Annotated in this window: 14 protein-coding genes, 5 tRNA genes and 2 pseudogenes; 14 read left to right on the forward strand and 7 right to left on the reverse strand. The window is 72.8% G+C overall.

The features are described 5' to 3' along the window. Positions 1-107 precede the first annotated feature (107 nt). Complete coding sequence (locus AB0K07_RS07525; protein ID WP_363751769.1) at positions 108-689, reverse strand: TIGR03086 family metal-binding protein; 582 nt, start codon at positions 687-689, stop codon at positions 108-110. Between the two features lie 92 nt (positions 690-781). Beyond that, entirely contained in the window at positions 782-1384 is a 603-nt protein-coding gene (locus tag AB0K07_RS07530; protein ID WP_363751771.1) for a TetR/AcrR family transcriptional regulator, read from the reverse strand. A 446-nt stretch (positions 1385-1830) separates the two neighbouring features. On the opposite strand from AB0K07_RS07530, the gene AB0K07_RS07535 reads away from it, so the two are divergent. The 3 genes from AB0K07_RS07535 to AB0K07_RS07545 all read left to right on the forward strand — a co-directional run bounded on the left by AB0K07_RS07535 (position 1831) and on the right by AB0K07_RS07545 (position 2097). Continuing rightward, positions 1831-1903 (forward strand) — tRNA-Gly (locus tag AB0K07_RS07535). A gap of 34 nt (positions 1904-1937) precedes the next feature. Next, positions 1938-2008, forward strand: a tRNA-Cys gene (locus tag AB0K07_RS07540). A gap of 14 nt (positions 2009-2022) precedes the next feature. Then, positions 2023-2097, forward strand: a tRNA-Val gene (locus AB0K07_RS07545). A 114-nt stretch (positions 2098-2211) separates the two neighbouring features. On the opposite strand, the gene AB0K07_RS07550 is transcribed toward AB0K07_RS07545, so the two are convergent. Together AB0K07_RS07550 and AB0K07_RS07555 are read right to left on the reverse strand one after the other, a co-directional pair. Beyond that, positions 2212-2526 carry a cupin domain-containing protein gene (locus AB0K07_RS07550; RefSeq protein WP_363751772.1) on the reverse strand — a complete coding sequence of 105 codons (315 nt, stop codon included), beginning with the start codon at positions 2524-2526 and terminating at the stop codon, positions 2212-2214. Positions 2527-2768: 242 nt separating this feature from the next. Further along, the gene (locus tag AB0K07_RS07555) at positions 2769-3038 is read right to left on the reverse strand and encodes a DUF6458 family protein (RefSeq protein WP_363751773.1); all 270 of its coding nucleotides are present in this window, start codon (positions 3036-3038) and stop codon (positions 2769-2771) included. Between the two features lie 147 nt (positions 3039-3185). Here AB0K07_RS07555 and AB0K07_RS07560 point away from each other — a divergent pair. The 4 genes from AB0K07_RS07560 to AB0K07_RS07575 all read left to right on the forward strand — a co-directional run bounded on the left by AB0K07_RS07560 (position 3186) and on the right by AB0K07_RS07575 (position 5241). Next, a tRNA-Gly gene (locus AB0K07_RS07560) sits at positions 3186-3258 on the forward strand. Positions 3259-3304: 46 nt separating this feature from the next. Beyond that, a tRNA-Val gene (locus AB0K07_RS07565) sits at positions 3305-3379 on the forward strand. A gap of 122 nt (positions 3380-3501) precedes the next feature. Further along, the gene (locus AB0K07_RS07570; RefSeq protein ID WP_363751774.1) at positions 3502-4158 is read left to right on the forward strand and encodes an ATP-dependent endonuclease; all 657 of its coding nucleotides are present in this window, start codon (positions 3502-3504) and stop codon (positions 4156-4158) included. Between the two features lie 90 nt (positions 4159-4248). Then, positions 4249-5241 (forward strand): NAD-dependent epimerase/dehydratase family protein, encoded by a 993-nt coding sequence (locus AB0K07_RS07575; RefSeq protein ID WP_363751775.1) that lies wholly within the window; start codon positions 4249-4251, stop codon positions 5239-5241. A gap of 134 nt (positions 5242-5375) precedes the next feature. Here AB0K07_RS07575 and AB0K07_RS07580 read toward each other — a convergent pair whose 3' ends face one another. The 3 genes from AB0K07_RS07580 to AB0K07_RS07590 all read right to left on the reverse strand — a co-directional run bounded on the left by AB0K07_RS07580 (position 5376) and on the right by AB0K07_RS07590 (position 9558). Further along, the gene (locus tag AB0K07_RS07580) at positions 5376-6221 is read right to left on the reverse strand and encodes a universal stress protein (protein ID WP_363751776.1); all 846 of its coding nucleotides are present in this window, start codon (positions 6219-6221) and stop codon (positions 5376-5378) included. A gap of 10 nt (positions 6222-6231) precedes the next feature. Next, positions 6232-8625, reverse strand: coding sequence for a phosphoketolase family protein (locus AB0K07_RS07585; protein ID WP_363751777.1), 2394 nt, complete (start codon positions 8623-8625; stop codon positions 6232-6234). Between the two features lie 72 nt (positions 8626-8697). Further along, positions 8698-9558 (reverse strand): universal stress protein, encoded by an 861-nt coding sequence (locus AB0K07_RS07590; RefSeq protein WP_363751778.1) that lies wholly within the window; start codon positions 9556-9558, stop codon positions 8698-8700. A gap of 160 nt (positions 9559-9718) precedes the next feature. Between AB0K07_RS07590 and AB0K07_RS07595 the strand changes: the two genes are divergently transcribed. From AB0K07_RS07595 to AB0K07_RS07625, 7 genes and pseudogenes are all read left to right on the forward strand, one after another. Beyond that, positions 9719-9955, forward strand: coding sequence for an HTH domain-containing protein (locus AB0K07_RS07595; protein ID WP_074318164.1), 237 nt, complete (start codon positions 9719-9721; stop codon positions 9953-9955). Further along, positions 9955-10137, forward strand: a pseudogene (locus AB0K07_RS07600) (Clp protease N-terminal domain-containing protein); the annotation flags it as partial. The gene AB0K07_RS07595 and the pseudogene AB0K07_RS07600, both read left to right, overlap by 1 nt. Before the next feature lie 189 nt (positions 10138-10326). Then, positions 10327-10506 (forward strand): annotated as a pseudogene (locus AB0K07_RS07605) (Clp protease N-terminal domain-containing protein); the annotation flags it as partial. Positions 10507-10645: 139 nt separating this feature from the next. Beyond that, positions 10646-11650 (forward strand): diacylglycerol kinase family protein, encoded by a 1005-nt coding sequence (locus tag AB0K07_RS07610; protein ID WP_363751780.1) that lies wholly within the window; start codon positions 10646-10648, stop codon positions 11648-11650. Then, positions 11643-12644, forward strand: coding sequence for a YihY/virulence factor BrkB family protein (locus tag AB0K07_RS07615; protein ID WP_363751782.1), 1002 nt, complete (start codon positions 11643-11645; stop codon positions 12642-12644). Before AB0K07_RS07610 ends, AB0K07_RS07615 begins: the two co-directional genes overlap by 8 nt. A 69-nt stretch (positions 12645-12713) precedes the next feature. Continuing rightward, entirely contained in the window at positions 12714-14204 is a 1491-nt protein-coding gene (locus tag AB0K07_RS07620; protein ID WP_363751784.1) for a phosphatase PAP2 family protein, read from the forward strand. 8 nt (positions 14205-14212) lie between these two features. After that, entirely contained in the window at positions 14213-15022 is an 810-nt protein-coding gene (locus AB0K07_RS07625; RefSeq protein ID WP_363751786.1) for an endonuclease/exonuclease/phosphatase family protein, read from the forward strand. The last annotated feature ends 64 nt before the right edge of the window (positions 15023-15086 follow it).

Raw genomic sequence — 15086 nt, forward strand, 5'->3', positions numbered from 1 at the left:
GCGCCGACGGATCGAGGTAATTCCCGTCGGAAGGATGCTCGGGCGTTCTGGTCGCGCAGGAACGACGCCTCAGCGCGGCTGCCGCCGCTGGGCCGGGTTCGGCGGGCTCAGCCGCCCGGCGTCCAGTCGGCGTCGCGGCCGAAGGCGGCAAGGAGGCGGTCCTGCTCGTCATCGTCGGCGGACGCCCGGGCATGGAACCGGACCAGATCGTTGCGTCGGTAGTCGTCGACCCGGCCGGCGAACCACCGGGCGCACGCCCGCACGACGTCCGGGTCCATCCGCGGCTCGGTCCCGATCGCCACCGCCAGGTCCCAGCCGTGCACCAGGTGCTCGGCGAGAAGTTGCTGGAGGTACTCGTCGGCGGGGGTGTCACCGGCGGACAGATGCACGGTGCGGTCGCGCGTGCCGGGATGGGTGGCGGCGATCTCGGCCTGCGCGGCCGCCTCCCGCGCCATCGTGGCCGGTTCGTCGCCGAGTTGGTCGCCGTCGAACCGGTCGCCCACCTCCTCGATGGTCCGGCCGGCGAGCAGCGGCACGCTCCACCGGTCCTCGCCGACCACGTGGTTGACCAGCGTGCGCACGTCCCAGTCGGGGCACGGTGTCGGATCGGACCACTGACCGGGACGGACCTGGTCCACCCGGTCGACGAACTCGGCCAGGCTCCGGCGGTACGCCTCCAGCAGGTCCATGCTGCCGATTGTTCCGGCCGGCGCGGCGGGCCGAGCTGTTTTGCCGGCCCCGGCCGGGTGATCTGTCCGGGCCCTCGACTGGCCGCCGGCGATCAGTCCAGGTCGGCCGGGTCCAGGCCGAGCTCCCGGGCGGTGACCAGGCGGACCCACTCGCCTAATTGCCGGCGGGAGATCACCCGGTCGTGCACGGCGAGTTGTACGGCCAGGCCGTCCATCACCGCGCTGATCCGCCAGGCGGCGCCGTCCGGGTCGGCGCACTGGAAGGTGCCTTCGATGACCCCGTCGGAGATCACCGCGGCCAGATCCTGCCGCCAGCGCAGGTCGAGCCGGCGGGACACCTTCTCCAGCTCCGGGGTACGCAGCGACTCCGACCAGCCGTCGATCCACATGGACCAGGAGGTGGCCCGCCCGGCCGGGGTGTAGAGCTTGAGGATCCGGCGGAGCTTGGTCAGTGGCGGGGCCAGGGAACGGGTCACCGCGTCCAGTCGGGCGAGATCCTGCTCGACCGCGTACGCGAACGCCTGCGCGAGCAGCCGCTCCTTGGTAACGAAGTGGTAGAAGACCAGTGCTTGACTGACTCCGGCGGCCTGCGCCACGTCCGCTGTCCGGGTGTTGGCCAGACCGCGCTCCACGATCACGTCACAGGCGGTGCGCAGCAGGGCATCCAGGCGGATCTCGGCCGCACGTCTCGTCACGACGTCACCGTAGCCCATTCGATCGAACACGAACAGTTACCAACAGCGTCCGATCCGCGAATGCGAAAGTCGGAAGCCGGACACTTCCTGGAGGCGCCTTCGGTCGTTCTCATAGGGGCGTTTCGTCAAGCTCCGCCGGCACCGACCGGTGCGCACGGACGCCCGTCGGTCGCCGCCGCACCCGGCGATGGCGGTCCCGGCCCGCCGATGTCGGAGTGTGACCGACCGTCGAGCATCAGACCAGCCCCCTAGGAAGCCGGCCGGGGGTGATCGACTCGATCTCGTCGATGTCGCGGTGTCCCGGCGGCTGACGCCCCGAGATCGGCGATCCGGAGTCGATCACCCCCGCGCGGTGCGGAGGGACGCGCCGACGTGGACCCCGAGTTGGCAGTCGTTCACCGGCTCGGCTAAAGTTCTCATCCGTCACCCGGGAACGCCGGGGGCGTGCGGACGTAGCGCAGCTGGTAGCGCATCACCTTGCCAAGGTGAGGGTCGCGGGTTCGAATCCCGTCGTCCGCTCGGAGCTGCCGCCACGTATGACGGGGGCAACCTCGGTGGGGTGGCCGAGAGGCGAGGCAACGGCCTGCAAAGCCGTGTACGCGGGTTCAAATCCCGTCCCCACCTCAGCAACAAGGCACGGGCGATTGGCGCAGTGGGAGCGCGCTTCCTTGACACGGAAGAGGTCACTGGTTCAAACCCAGTATCGCCCACCAGCTATATGAACAGGTCAAACGGCTCGTTACCGAGAATTCGGTAACGAGCCGTTCGTTTCCTGCCCAGGGGCGAACGGGTCCGGTGTGGGCCGGCGGCAAGAGGTAGGAAACGCCTCAGGTCTTCCGCGGATCGTTTCGGGAGTCGACGTAATCCAAGGAAATCGGACCGATCGCGGTTACTTGCGTCACGTATTCGCCGGATTTCGCCCAGTGGAAGTGGGAGGTTCCGCCCGGCAGCACGACGATGGCGCCCGGCGGGTACGCCTCCAGCTTGTTCTCGTCGAACTCGTCGCCACGGCCGATGTAGAAGACACCGGAGATGACCCTGTAGACCCGGTCCTCGTGGTGCCGGTGCGGCATCAGCCTCTCGCCGGCGGGCAGCCTAACCCGGACCACGTACGGCTCGGGCTCCGGCGGCTTGCCCACCATGACGGCGAGGCGGGCCGTAGGCGGAAACCCGGAAACGGTTGCCAGTCGATGTCCTCCTGCAGAACCGACCTGAAGACGTCCTGGCCAACGTGGTGGGTGCCCATCGGAGGTCGGCCGCTTGGGCTGCCCTGCCGCCTGAGCCGCGCCGGGGTCAGTGATGCGACGGAGCGGCCACCTCGACCGAGGCGGCCGCTCCGTCGGGATTGATCCCGCGACTCCACCGGCGACGGCCGGTGGTCGTGTCACAGCGGCGGTGCGATGTCCCGCCGCTCCTCGACCCGCCGGTACTCCACCGGCTCCTCGACCCGCCGGTACTCGACCGGCTGCTCGCTGGTGGTGACCACCTCGCGGCGGCGACCCCAGATCACCGCGGTCATGATCAGGCCGAGCACGCCGGCCGCCATGAGGATCCAGCCGACCACGTCGAGGTTGATGCCGCCGACGCTCGCGTCCAGCGCGAAGGTGAGGATCGCGCCGACCGCGATCAGGAAGATGCTGGTGCCGATACCCACGACAGCCTCCTTAAGGGGATGTGGTGTGCTGTCGAGCCCTTCAGTACCCCACCGCCGACCAGCGCAACCGCCACCGCGCAGGGTGGCGCGTCGGGCGATCTTGCGATCGGGTAGAGTTCACCCGTCGCCGGCGCACGCCGGGGACGTGCGGACGTAGCGCAGCTGGTAGCGCATCACCTTGCCAAGGTGAGGGTCGCGGGTTCGAATCCCGTCGTCCGCTCGCGATCCGCCCCACGGGCCTGGCCGCCGGTTCGGGCGGTCACCACGGGCGATTGGCGCAGTGGGAGCGCGCTTCCTTGACACGGAAGAGGTCACTGGTTCAAACCCAGTATCGCCCACCAGGTGAAACGGCTCGTTACCGCACGTTCGGTAACGGGCCGTCCCCGTATCGGCCACCGTGGCGCACGCCGTGCGCCGACAATAGGGTGGCGATCCCGGACCGGCCGTTGCGAGACTCTGGTCCGTGCGAGATCCCGACCGTTTCCGAGCCGCCGTGGGCGCATGGGCCGCCGGTGGCGCGGACGCCGCGGCGGCGGCCACAGTGGCCCGTCAGGTGGCCGGCGACGGCCTGACGGCGGTCGTGCTCGTCGAAGGGGTCAGCGACCGGTGCGCGGTCGAGGCGCTGGCCGAGCGGCGCGACCGTGATCTGGCCGCCGAGGGCGTGTGTGTCCTGCCAATCGGCGGCGCGATGGGTGTCGCCCGGTTTCTGCGGATCCTCGGCGCGAAGGGGCTCGCCCTGACCGTGCGGGGGCTCTGCGACGAGGCTGAGGAGAGCTTCTTCCGGCGCGGTCTGGAGCAGGCCGGCATGGGCGTCGACCTGACCCGGCCGGAGATGGAGGCGCTCGGCTTCCACGTGTGCGTCGCCGACCTCGAGGACGAGCTGATCCGTGCGCTCGGCAGCACGGGCGTCGAGCGGGTCATCGCGGCCGAACAGGATCTGACCAGATTCCGGGTCTTCCAGAACCAGCCCGCGCAGCGCGGTCGGGCGGTCGAGCGGCAACTGCGCCGGTTCATGGGCACGATGAGCGGCCGCAAGGCCCGGTACGCTCGCGCGCTCGTCCGGGCCCTCGACCCGGCCCGCGTCCCCCGTCCGCTGGATCGCCTCCTCGCCGACACCTGATCAGGGGCGCCGTCGCCGTTCTGCTGTGGGGAGATCCGCTACCGGTGAACACGGGTGCCGCCCGTGGCCGCCACCCGGCAGGGTGGACACATGAGACTGCTGGTGCTGGGCGGGACGGGGTTCGTGGGCGGGGCGACGGTCGCCGAGGGGGTGCGCCGGGGCTGGTCGGTGACGGTGTTCAACCGGGGGCTGCACGGGTCGACGCCGCCGGGCGTACACCGGCTGCGGGGTGACCGGACCGCGCCGGGCGGCCTGGCGGCGCTGGCGGGCGGCGAGTGGGATCTGGTGGTCGACACCTGGGACGGCGCCCCACGGGCGGTGCGGGCCGCGGCCCGCACCCTGGTCGCCGCGGTCCCGCACTACGCCTACATCTCCAGCGGCTCGGTCTACGTCCCGCCGGCACCGGCGCACATGGGCGAGGACGCGCCCACCGTGGACGCGAGCGCCGATGCCTCCGACGGGGAGTACGCCGAGTGCAAGGCGGGCGGGGAGTTGGCGGCGACGGAGGTCTACGGCGAGCGGGCGCTGCTGGTGCGCGCCGGGTTGATCCTCGGGCCGGGCGAGGACGTCGGCCGGCTGCCCTGGTGGTTGCAGCGGGTGGCCCGGGGCGGTGACGTGCTCGCGCCCGGCCCGGTGGACCTGCCCGTGCAGTACATCGACGTGCGGGACCTGGTCGGGTGGACACTGGACCGGGCCGTCGAGGGGGTCGGCGGCGCGTTCAACGTGATCAGCCAACCGGGGCACACCACCATGGGTGAGTTGCTGGACTCGGTCGTCGAGGTGACCGGCTCCGGCGCCACGCTGCGCTGGACGGATCCGGCACCGATCCTCGCCGCAGGCATCGTCCCCTGGAACGACCTGCCGATCTGGATTCCGCCGCGGCACGAGTTCCGGTGGTTGCAGGAGCGCGGCGTGCAGAAGGCGTACGCGGCGGGGCTGACCTGCCGCCCGGTGGCCGACACCGTGGCCGACACCTGGCGCTGGCTGGAGGCGGTGGGGTCGGTGCCACCCCGCGCCGGCAAGCCGCGCCGGGTGACGGTGGGGCTGGACCCGGCGCGGGAGGCGGCGCTGCTCGCCGCGTGAACGGGTTCGTCGAGCGGGGGTGGTGGTGCCGGCTCAGGCCGGCACCACCGGCAGGTCCAGCACCTCGTCGAGGGAACGGCGGGGGGTCGGGCGACCCGGCTGGCCGTACCCGATCCGCAGCACCATCTGCGGCGTCAGCGTTCCCGGACCACGGCGACCGGGCAGTGGGCGTGCTGGATGAGCTGCTGGCTGACCGAGCCCAGCAGCATGCCGGCCAGCCCACCCCGGCCCCGGCTGCCGACCACCACCAGCCGCGCCTCGCTGCTGGCCTCGATCAGCGTGGCCGCCGGGCTGCCCGGTACCAGGTCGACGGTCATGGCCAGTTCGGGGAACGTCCGCCGCCACGGCTTCAGCGTCTCCTCCACCGCCGCCCGCTCGTCCGGCACCCCGGCCGCCCCGCCCGGGCCGGGCGTCCAGGCCCGCAGGACGCGCAGGGGCACCCGCCGCTGGGCCGCGCGTTCGGCGGCGAAGCCGAGCGCCACCAGCGACGGCTCGGAGCCGTCCACGCCGACCGCCACCGGTCCGTCCGGTGTGTTGCGGGCGCCGTCGCGGACCACCACGACCGGGCAGTGGGCGTGCGCGGCGACCGCCACCGCCGTCGACCCGGCGAGCAGCCCCCCGAACCCGCCGTGGCCGCGGCTGCCCAGCACCAGCAGGCCAGCCTCGGCCGACCGTTCCTGCAACACCAGGGCGGGCGGGCCGTCGTACACCTGGCCGGTGACGGTGAGCCCGGAATGCGTGGCGGCCGCCTGCGCCGCCGCATCCCGGACCAGGTCCTCCACCTGCCGGCGGGCGGTGTCGTCCGGCCAGACGCCGGGCGCCATGCCCGGGCCGACCCAGCCGGCCACGGTCAGCCACTCGAAGACGTACGCCAGCCGCACCGGCTGGCCGCTGTGCCGGGCCTCGTCCAGCGCCCAGTCCAGGGCCACCGACGCGTCGGTGGAGCCGTCGTAGCCGACCAGAATCTCCGCGTCACGCACGTCGTCCTCCTCAGCGGTTGGTGGGGTCGGTCTCGCGGACCCAGCGCCACTCCGCGACCTGTGGGTCGTCCTCGCCGTACCGGCGGGTGTAGTCGCGGGCCGACTGCCGGGCGTCGACCATCTGCTGGCGCAGGTGCGCGGCGCGGGCGGCCAGCCCGGGCACCCGGTCGATGACGTCGATGACCAGGTGGAAGCGGTCCAGGTCGTTGAGCATCACCATGTCGAACGGGGTCGTGGTGGTGCCCTCCTCCTTGTAGCCGCGCACGTGCAGGTTGTCGTGGTTGGTACGGCGGTAGGTGAGTCGGTGGATCAGCCACGGATAGCCGTGGTACGCGAAGATGATCGGCCGGTTCGCGGTGAAGATGGTGTCGAACTCGTTGTCCGGCAGGCCGTGCGGGTGCTCGGTGGGCGGCTGGAGCCGCATCAGGTCCACCACGTTGACCAGCCGTACCCGCACGTCCGGCAGGTGCCGGCGCAGCAGGTCGGCGGCGGCCAGCGCCTCCAGCGTGGGCACGTCCCCGCAGCAGGCGAGCACCACGTCCGGCTCGCTGCCGCCGTCGTTGCTGGCCCACTCCCAGATGCCCACGCCGCGCCGGGTGTGCTGGATCGCCTCGGTCATCGACATCCAGTTCGGCGCCGGCTGCTTCCCGGCCACCACCACGTTGATGTAGTGCCGGCTGCGCAGGCAGTGGTCCATCGTGGCGAGCAGGGTGTTGGCGTCCGGCGGCAGGTAGACCCGTACCACCTCGGCCTTCTTGTTGACCACGTGGTCGATGAAGCCCGGGTCCTGGTGGGAGAAGCCGTTGTGGTCCTGCCGCCAGACGTGACTGGAGAGCAGGTAGTTCAGCGACGCGAGCGGTTGCCGCCAGGGGATGCCCCGGGTGACCTTCAGCCACTTGGCGTGCTGGTTGAGCATCGAGTCGACGATGTGGATGAACGCCTCGTAGCTGGTGAACACGCCGTGCCGGCCGGTCAGCAGGTAGCCCTCCAGCCAGCCCTGGCACAGGTGCTCGGAGAGCACCTCCATGATCCGGCCGTCGGGGGAGAGGTGGTCGTCGCCGGGCACCGTGGCGGCCACCCAGGCCCGGTCGGTCACCTCGAAGGCGGCGTCCAGCCGGTTGGAGGCGACCTCGTCCGGGCCGAACAGCCGGAACGTCTGCGGGTTGGCGGCGATGACATCCCGGATCCACGGGCCGAGCACCCCGGTCGCGCCGGCCATCGGCTCGCCCGGCCGGGGGACGTCGACGCCGTACTCGCGGAAGTCGGGCAGGGCCAGGTCGCGGAGCACCACCCCACCGTTGGTGACCGGGTTGGCGCTCATCCGCCGGTCGCCGCGGGGCGGCAGTGTTCGCAGCTCGTCCACGGGCGCGCCGGTGGCGTCGAAAAGCTCCTCCGGCCGGTAGCTGCGCAGCCAGTGCTCCAGCTCGGCCAGGTGCGCGGGATTGGTCCGCACCTGCGACAGCGGCACCTGGTGGGCGCGGTAGGTGCCCTCCACCTGCTTGCCGTCGACGTCGCGCGGGCCGGTCCAGCCCTTCGGCGTCCGCAGGACGATCATCGGCCAGCGGGGGCGCTCGACGACGCCGCCGGAGCGCGCCCGGCGCTGGATCGCCGCGATCTGGTCCAGCGCCCGGTCCAGCGTCGCGGCGAGCGTGCGGTGCACCTGGGCCGGGTCGTCGCCGGCCACCACGTACGGCTGGTAGCCGGAGCCGCGCAGGATGTCGAGCAGGTCCGACTCGGGGATCCGGGCCAGTACGGTCGGGCTCGCGATCTTGTAGCCGTTGAGGTGCAGGATGGGCAGCACCGCGCCGTCGCGCGCCGGGTTGAGGAAGACGTTGGAGAGCCAACTGCCGGCCAGCGGCCCGGTCTCCGCCTCGCCGTCGCCGATCACGCACGCCACCACCAGGTCCGGGTGGTCGAAGGCGGCGCCGTAGGCGTGGCTCAGCGCGTACCCCAGCTCGCCGCCCTCGTGGATCGAGCCCGGCACCTCCGCGGCCACGTGGCTGGGGATGCCGCCGGGGAAGGAGAACTGCCGGAACAGCCGGGCCATCCCCGCCTCGTCGCGCTCCACGTCGTGGTAGCGCTCCGACCAGGTGCCCTCCAGCCAGGTGTTGGCCACGATGGCCGGGCCGCCGTGCCCGGGGCCGGTGACCAGCATGGCGTTCAGGTCGCGTGCGACGATCACCCGGTTGAGGTGGGCGTAGATCAGGTTGAGCCCGGGGCTGGTGCCCCAGTGGCCGAGCAGCCGCGGCTTGATGTCGTCGGGGGTCAGCGGTTCCCGCAGCAACGGGTTGCCCAGCAGGTAGATCTGCCCGACGGTGAGGTAGTTCGCGGCGCGCCAGTAGGCGTGCAGGCGGCGCAGCTCGTCGTCGGTGATGGACCGGTTCGGGTCGAGTGCGGTGTCCATGATGCTGAGCCTCTCGCAGGTCGGGGAGTGGGGCATCCGACGTCCAGCCTCGCCGTCGCCTGCGCCCCGAGGTCAGGGCCGTTGGTCCCGGTCCGGGCGGGCGTCGGGCCCGGTGAACGGAGCCTCGGCCAGCCCGCGGACGACGATCACCGGGGCCGGGGAGTGGTAGAGCAGGGACTGGGCGACCGCGCCCAGCATCCCGCGCCCCGGTTCGTCCCCACGGGCGGCGACCAGCGCAACCTGCGCAGACCGGGACACGTCGACCAGCACCTCCCCGGGGTCGCCACGGATGACGCGGCACTCGGCCGGCACGTCCGTCCGACGGGCGGAGAACTGGGCGAAGACCTCGGCCATCTGGCCGGTGACCAGGTGGGTGTCCTCGTCGGTCTCCACCACCCGCAGCGCCAGCAGTCGCGTGCCGCGCCGGGCCGCGCTCTCGAAGGCCCACTCCAGGGCGAGGTTCGAGCTGGGCGACCCGTCCACCCCGACCAGCACCGGACCCTGCGGGACCGGCCCGCGGCGGACCACCAGCAGCGGGCAGCCGGCCCGCGCGGCCAGTTGCACGGCGGGCGTTTCGGACGGGATGCACTCGCCGCTGGTGGCCATCCCGCTGTCGGCGACCGCGAGCAGGAATGCCGCTTCCGATCGACGGATCAGGATGGGCAGCATGGCCCCCTCGACGATCTCGCCGCGGACGGTCAGCCCTGGCTCGATCTCGTGGGCCAGTTGGGCGCCCCGCGACATCAGATCCTCGGCCTGGTCCCGGGGCGCGGCGACGGAGTCCGCGGCGAAGGCCGCGTGCCAGTCGAAGGTGTGCAGCAGGTGCAGCGGCCGGCCGTGCGCGGCGGCCTCCTGCGCGGCCTGTTGGACGACCGGGAGGTCGCGGTCCGAGCCGAGGCCGACGAGCACCTCCGCATCGGCGGATGCGGCCATCCGACATCACCTCCCGGGCGTCGCGCCCGGCACGACCACGCTCTCCCTGACCGAGGGTAGTCGGGTGCTGACGGCGGCGGGCCGGTTCGGGTGGCGCGAACACCCTCGGGTTCGTCAACTGGGGTTGACAGGAGTGGCGCTGTCAACGTATGTTGACGGCATGAGTCAGGCGACGGAACTCGCGGCGGCAGCCGGCAGCACCGACCCCCGGGTCGGGCTGCGCGCCGTCCGCGCGCTGCGCCGGCTGCTCGAGCGGCTCGAGGTGGTCCAGGTGGACAACGCCCGTCGACAGGGCTGGTCCTGGCAGGAGATCGCCGACGCGCTCGAGGTCAGCCGGCAGGCGGTGCACAAGAAGCACGCCGGGCGACCGGCGGTCAATCAATCCTGGGAGGCGTGATGTTCGAACGGTTCACCGACCGGGCCCGCGGGGTCGTGCGGCGGGCGCTGGAGGAGGCGCGGGCCGAGGGCCAGCGCCCGGTCGGCACCGAGCACCTGCTGCTCGCCCTGACGGCCGACGAGGCGGGTCTGGCCAGCCGGGTGCTGGCCGACGCCGGGGTGCGCGCCGACGACCTGCGCGAGCGGATCCGCCGGCACACCGCCAGCGGCGGCGCCGGCCTCGGCGACGCGGACGCGGCGGCGCTGCGGGAGATCGGCATCGACCTGGCCGCGATCGTGGCCCGCATCGAGCAGTCCTTCGGCCCGGACGCGCTGCGCGAGGCCGTGCCGGCGCCGCGCCGCCGCTGGGGCCGCCGCCGGTTCCTGGGCGGCCCGTTCTCGCCCCGCTCGAAGAAGGCGTTGGAGCTGTCGCTGCGGGAGGCGCTGCGACTGCGCCACCGCCACATCGGCACCGAACACATCCTGCTCGGAGTGCTTCGAGAGGGGCAGGGGCTGGGCGCGCTGGTGCTCACCGAGGCCGGGGCCGACCTCGACGACCTGCGCCGCCGGGTGGAGAGCGCGCTGCGCACGGCGGCCTGAGACGTACGCCGTGGCGAAGCGGTGGCGGTCGCGTTGAAACCTGTCTGTGGCACTTCCGACGCCGGCCGCTCGCGGGCTCGCTGAAGCCGCCTCCGTGCTGCACACTGGCGCCGTGGATCCTGGACAGGACAGGCGACCCTCGGGCGGCGACGGCGGGCTGCGCTCCGCCGTGGTGGTCAACCCGGTGAAGGTCGACGATCTCGACGAGCTGCGCCGCACCGTCAACGACGCCCTGGCCGCCGCCGGCTGGCCCGAGCCGCAGTGGTTCGAGACCACCGTTGACGACCCGGGCCGGGGCCAGACCGAGCAGGCCGTCAAGGCCGGTGTCGACCTGGTCTTCGCCTGCGGCGGCGACGGCACGGTGATGTCCTGCGTCAGCGGGCTGGTCGGCACCGACGTGGCGCTCGCCGTGCTGCCCCAGGGCACCGGCAACCTGCTCGCCGCCAACCTCGGCCTCTCCACCGACATGGCCGCCGGCATCCAGGTCGCCATCGAGCGCGGCCGGCGGCTGCTCGACGTCGGCGCCGTCGGGGACAGATACTTCACGGTGATGGCCGGCATGGGCTTCGACGCCCAGATGCTCGCCGCCACCTCCGAGACCACCAAGGCCCGGATCGGCTGGCCGGCGTACGTGGTGGGGGCCGCGCGGCACCTGCGGGACCGGCCGATGCGGGTGCAGATCCGCATCGACGACCGACCGCCGGTGCGCCGCCGCGCCCGCTCGGTGCTGATCGCCAACGTGGGCCGGCTCCAAGGCGGGGTGCGGCTGCTCACCGAGGCCGAGCCGGACGACGGCTGGCTCGACGTCGCGGTGCTCACCCCGCGCAACCTGCGGCACTGGCTCGCGCTCGGCTGGGCGGTGATCCGCCGCAACGGCCGGGTGCCGCAGATGGAGGTGTTCCGCGGCCGTCGCGTGGTGGTCACCAGCAACCGGGCCCAGCCCCGGGAGCTGGACGGCGACCTCATCTCCCCGGGGCGGCAGTTGCGGGCGGTGGTCCGGCCCCAGGCACTCTGGCTCTGCGTGCCACAGCCCGAGGACGCCCCCGACCTGGCTGTTGACGCGCAGAGCGCCGGAAAGCGGGGCGAGCGGCTGATCGAGGAAGCGCGCCATGAGTAGCACCCGGATCGTGCCGGAGACCCGGCTGATGGCCGACGAGGAGCTCTCCGCCGACGACGCCTGGCGCACGCTGCGCCGCCAGGGCGGCTGGCACCTGCTGCGGGACGCCTTCATCCGGTTCCGCTACGGCGACGGGTTCAGCCACTCCCGGGCCTTCGCGCTGCAACTCTGCCTCGCCGTGGTGCCGTTCCTGATCGCCCTCACCGGTCTGATCAGCGAGCTGGGCGTCGAGGAGGGCGGCCGGGTCGTCGCCGACACCGTGCTGGCGCTCACCCCCGGCCAGAGCGAGCAGGTGGTGGCCGAGCTGCTCGGCGAGGGTGAACGCGTCGAGGAGGCGGGCGAGCTGGCCCTCACCCTCGGTCTGCTCACCGGACTGGTCGCGCTGACCACCACGATGGCCCAGATCGAACGGGGCGCCAACCGGATCTACGGCGTGGAGCGGGACCGCCCGGCGGTGTGGAAGTACCTTCGCGCCGCCTTGCTGGCGGTCGCCGCCGGCCTGCCCGCCCTCGCCGGCTTCCTGATCCTGGTGGGCGGCGGCGCGATGGGCGACTCGGTGCGCGAGCACTACGAGTGGGGCGACGTCGCCGACGGCATCTGGAACGTGGCCCGCTTCCCGCTAAGCCTCGGGCTGACCGTCCTCGCCGTGGCGGTGCTGTTCCGGCACGCGCCGCGCCGCAGGCAACCCGGCCTGTCCTGGCTGTTCTTCGGCGCCGGCATCGCCACGGCGCTGTGGTGGCTCGCCAGCCTGCTGCTCGCCGCGTACGTGCGGTTGAGCGACGGCTTCGGGCAGACCTACGGCGCGCTGACCGGGATGATGGCGCTGCTGCTCTGGGCCAACCTCACCGGCATGGCGCTCTTCGGCGGGCTGGCCTTCGCCGCCCAGTTGGAGGCGCTGCGTATCGGCGCGCAGGAGCCGGCCCAACCGGACCTGTGGGAGCCTGAATCCGACCGCGCCGAGCTCTTCGACACCGGCGACATGACCGCCCTCTAGCGCCATCCGCGTGTACGCGCAGCGCCGATCGGGTAAAGCGCCCTCGCCAGTGGACAAGGGAGGTGCGGGGTGACCGCGGTCAAAGATGTGGCGCGGCGGCCGATCGGGCATTTCACCGAGCGGAGTATCGCCGGTCTGGTGGCGGTCACCGGCGCCGGCGTGGCCTTCGGGTTGCTGTTGTTGCTCGTCCGGGTGCGGTGGAGCCCGTTGCAGGACGCCGACCACGCGGTCGCCGAGTGGTTCAACGACCTCGTCGCCCCGCACCACGCGCTGGTCACCGTGCTCCAGGCGGTGACCGACCTGGGTGGCCGGCCGGTCCTCATCTGGCTGGTCACCATCGCCGTGGTCGGGTTGCTGATCCGGCGGCAGCCGCGGCTGGCCGTCTACCTGATCATCACCGGGGTCGGCGGGCTGATCCTCGACCCGTCCCTGAAGACGCTGGTCGGCCGACTTCGCCCGGTCGTGGACGTGCCGATCGCCAGCGCGCCGGGCAACAGCTTCCCAAGCGGGCACGCGCTGGGCTCGTTCGTCGCGTACGGGGCGTTGCTGCTGGTGTTCCTGCCGGCGATGGCGCCGCGCTGGCGCAAGCCGGCGACCGTCGGCGTCGGCGTGCTGGTGGCGCTGATCGGCCTGACCCGGATCGCGCTGGGCGTGCACTTCATCTCCGACGTGCTGGCCGGCTGGCTGCTCGGCGCCGCCTGGCTGGGCGTCACCGCGTACGCGTTCCGGCTGTGGCGGCGTGAGCGGGGCCGCCCGGTGCCGCCGCTGACCGAGGGCCTGGAACCGGAGGCCGGGCACGACATCGCCCCCGCGCCGGCCGAGCAGCACGTGCTGGCCCACCCCCGCTCGGCGGTGGCCGAGCTGCTGGTCGGCTGGGTGTTGGTCTTCGGTGCGCTGTACGGCTTCGGCATGTACGTCAGCTACCACGCGAAGGGCACCTTCTTCGCCACTCTCGACACCGAGGTGCCACGCTGGTTCGCCGACCGGCACACCGAGGCGCTGACCGAGATCAGCTGGTGGTGGAGCAAGTTCGGCGACACCCACGCCATCCTGCTGATCTCGCTGGTGTTCTGTCCGCTGGTTCTGGCGGTGTGGCGGCGGTGGCGGCCGGTCCTGTTCGTGGCGCTGGCGATGGTCGGCGAGCTGACCCTCTTCCTCGCCTCCGCCCGCGCGGTCGACCGGCCACGCCCACCGGTGGAGAACCTGGACGGGCAGATGCCCACCTCGTCCTTCCCGTCCGGGCACATCGCGGCGACCATCTGCATCTGGCTCGCCATCGCCGTCATCGTGCTGCCCCGCACCGACCGCTGGTGGCGCTGGGTGTTCGTGGCGCTGGCGGTGATCATGCCGGTCGGGGTGGCCACCTCGCGGATGTACCGGGGGATGCACCACCCGACCGACTTCATGGGCGCGATCCTGCTCTCCGCACTCTGGATCGGGCTGCTCTACCTGGTCGTCCGGCCGAACGCCGACGTACGCGAGGGAAACCGGCCGAGCATCGAGTCGGAGGACGTGGACACCCTCGACGACGAGCTGGCCCGGGCGGGCCGGGCCGACTGAGCGCCGCCGTGCTGCGCGTGATGACCTGGAACATCCGCACCGGCGGCCGGGACCGGGGCGGCCCCGACCGGTTGGACGCGGTGGTCCGGGTCGTCACCGCGCAGGCGCCGGACGTGCTGGCCCTTCAGGAGCTGAGCGGCTTCGACCGCGGCGGGCTGCTGGCCGAGGTGGCGGGCCGGCTGGGAATGGCACCGCACCTGGCCCGGTCCTGCTTCGGGCAGCCGGTGGCGGTGCTGGTCCGGCCGCCGCTCGCGGTCGTCGCCGCGGGGGCGCTGCGCCGGCCGTTCCATCACGCCGCCGCCCGTGTCGTGGTGGCCACCTCGGCGGGCCCGCTGACCGTGCTCGGCACCCACCTCTGTCCGTACTCCGGGGGACGGCGTCGGATGGAGGTCGACTGGCTGGTGGCCGCGCTGCGACGCGCGCAGGGGCCGCTGACGCTGGTCACCGGTGATCTCAACTCGCTCGAGCCGACCGTCGACCACACCGCGCGCCTGGCCGGAATGCCCGCCCTCTACCGGCGGCGCCACCTGCGCCGGGGCAACGGCGACGTGGACACCCGCGCCGTCGCCCGGTTGCTGGCCGCCGGAATGGTCGACCTCTGGCTCTCCCGCGCCGCCGGGGCGCCGGAGGCCGACGGCCGCACCGTGCCCACCCGGCTCGGCGGGGCCGAGTTCGCGGGGATGCGGCTGGACTACCTCTTCGGCAGTCCACCGGTGGCGGCGCGGACCCGGAACGTCCGGGTGGTCCGCGACGGGGACGCCGCAACCGCCTCCGACCACTACCCGGTCGTCGCCGAGCTGGACCTCGACCCGGCCTGACCGCTCCCAGTCTCGCTCAGAGGACCAGGTTGACCAGGACGGTCAGCACGATCGAGGCCACGAT

The organism is Micromonospora sp. NPDC049301, from assembly GCF_040678715.1.
Lineage (GTDB): Bacteria > Actinomycetota > Actinomycetes > Mycobacteriales > Micromonosporaceae > Micromonospora.

Coding starts and splice junctions, on each gene's coding strand:
- AB0K07_RS07590 (WP_363751778.1), bottom strand. CDS start 9,558: ATGGCCGCATCCGCCGATGCGGAGGTGCTCGTCGGCCTCGGCTCGGAC.
- AB0K07_RS07615 (WP_363751782.1), top strand. CDS start 11,643: ATGAGTAGCACCCGGATCGTGCCGGAGACCCGGCTGATGGCCGACGAG.
- AB0K07_RS07575 (WP_363751775.1), top strand. CDS start 4,249: ATGAGACTGCTGGTGCTGGGCGGGACGGGGTTCGTGGGCGGGGCGACG.
- AB0K07_RS07525 (WP_363751769.1), bottom strand. CDS start 689: ATGGACCTGCTGGAGGCGTACCGCCGGAGCCTGGCCGAGTTCGTCGAC.
- AB0K07_RS07595 (WP_074318164.1), top strand. CDS start 9,719: ATGAGTCAGGCGACGGAACTCGCGGCGGCAGCCGGCAGCACCGACCCC.
- AB0K07_RS07550 (WP_363751772.1), bottom strand. CDS start 2,526: ATGGTGGGCAAGCCGCCGGAGCCCGAGCCGTACGTGGTCCGGGTTAGG.
- AB0K07_RS07585 (WP_363751777.1), bottom strand. CDS start 8,625: ATGGACACCGCACTCGACCCGAACCGGTCCATCACCGACGACGAGCTG.